Genomic DNA, 1548 nt, shown 5'->3' with positions numbered 1-1548 from the left:
ATTTTTGCGAAAAGCTTACAAAAAGTACTTCATTGCTCACAAAAAAATCTGAACTGAATACGCTTCAGGTAAAGTTATGTTTTTGCAAAGGTCTCCTAAGGTATAATTTTGAAGGTGAACTTAAGAGGATAAAATCATGGAACTTTCCGCAGTATTAACACCAGCACCTGAAGGCGGTTATGTTGCCTTCAATCCTGAAACCGGAACAACTACGCAAGGTGAAACCGTTGAAGAAGCTCTCGCTAATTTAACAGAAGCAACCGAACTCTACCTTGAAGAATTCCCATTAATCATATCTTCCCGCTCATTGTTAACGACCATTCAAGTAGCAGAGCATGCCTAAATTGCCTGTTATTTCTACTTCGGAAGCAATAAAAGAACTTGAATATTTGGGTTTTTCTGTAGTACGTCAACGAGGCAGTCATATCATTCTTCGGAAGGGATCTTCTGGCTGTGTTGTGCCAAATCACCGTGAACTGAAAACGGGAACCCTGAGTGAAGTACTCAAGCCCGGGGTATCTCCAGATGATTTTATTGAAGCGTTACGCACTTAACACCTATTTATTATTGCTAAAACGGGTTTATATTTCTATATAGCTGCCGCTAAATCTTTCTTTCTCAAGAATCGAGAATGTCTAATGGATCTTTCACCAAATTTGACAGCTATTGTTAATGCAATTACCGATATGGTAGCGAGACAACCTCTTCTTGCTGATATCTGGGTATTTGTATTTTCTTTGATTTTGTTGGCTTTTTTATTAAAGCTTGCTTTAAAAATTGTTGGCGGACTTACAAATTTTAAATATAAGTCTTTAGGAAGATTATTTTCACAAGCGGAGCGTTATTTTTTCCTGGCACTAAAACAAGCTCTGTCTGATGAATATGAAATATTCGCCAAAGTGCGCATTGCTGACATACTGACACCAGATCACGCATTAAGTCGAAGAAACTGGAATTCTGCGTTCTACAAAATATCTTCGAAGCATTTTGATTATGTGCTTTGTGATAAAGAAACTCTTGTAGTTATAGCCGTTATTGAATTAGATGATAGTAGTCATAATTTACACAAAACACGTACAAGAGACATTTTTGTAGAAAAAGCTTGTAAAACTGCTGGCTTGAAGCTGATACGCTTTCCATGTAAAGCGAATTACCAAGTTCAAGCAGTGCGCGATAAAGTTACTAATAATTTAAATTCAGCCAGTTAAATCATGTTCTGAAAACTGATTCATCTTTACTGGCCTATCCGGTATTACGGCCGTAATGAAACCATCAAGCGCAGGTATTACCGCTATGTTGCAGCCGAGAAAAAACGCCTAATTGAGTCAGGCGCTGATGCTGAAGAAATCCGTTTGTTTTGCAGGGCGCTTAGCAGCCGTTTGAATTTACGCGCCGAAAAACGTTTAGAAAATTACAGAAAAAATCTGAAAGAAAACGGTCGCTCTTCCTTCTAATTCCAATTCTATTTAGGAACAGCATTAATAATCCAATCCCATCCGGTAATGCCGCGCATAGTTTCCTGGTTTGATTCGAGGCTTTTTAGCGCGC

The 1548-nt window shown here is 38.4% G+C and carries 3 protein-coding genes; all 3 read left to right on the top strand.

Annotated elements, in window-relative coordinates; translation table 11 throughout:
- Nucleotides 1-136: 136 nt before the first annotated feature.
- The 3 genes from BM021_RS14980 to BM021_RS14970 all read left to right on the top strand — a co-directional run bounded on the left by BM021_RS14980 (nt 137) and on the right by BM021_RS14970 (nt 1208).
- Nucleotides 137-343, top strand: a complete 207-nt coding sequence (locus BM021_RS14980) for a HicB family protein (protein ID WP_090721767.1) — start codon at nt 137-139, stop codon at nt 341-343.
- On the top strand, nt 336-554 hold the full coding sequence (locus BM021_RS14975) for a type II toxin-antitoxin system HicA family toxin (RefSeq protein WP_090721766.1): 219 nt from the start codon (nt 336-338) through the stop codon (nt 552-554). The genes BM021_RS14980 and BM021_RS14975 overlap by 8 nt, the downstream gene beginning before the upstream one ends.
- Before the next feature lie 84 nt (nt 555-638).
- The gene (locus BM021_RS14970; protein WP_090721765.1) at nt 639-1208 is read left to right on the top strand and encodes a DUF2726 domain-containing protein; all 570 of its coding nucleotides are present in this window, start codon (nt 639-641) and stop codon (nt 1206-1208) included.
- The last annotated feature ends 340 nt before the right edge of the window (nt 1209-1548 follow it).

Source organism: Nitrosomonas sp. Nm166 (assembly GCF_900112825.1).
Taxonomy (GTDB): domain Bacteria; phylum Pseudomonadota; class Gammaproteobacteria; order Burkholderiales; family Nitrosomonadaceae; genus Nitrosomonas.
Note: the sequence above shows the minus strand (reverse complement) of the source record. Positions and strands in the feature narration are given on the sequence as shown.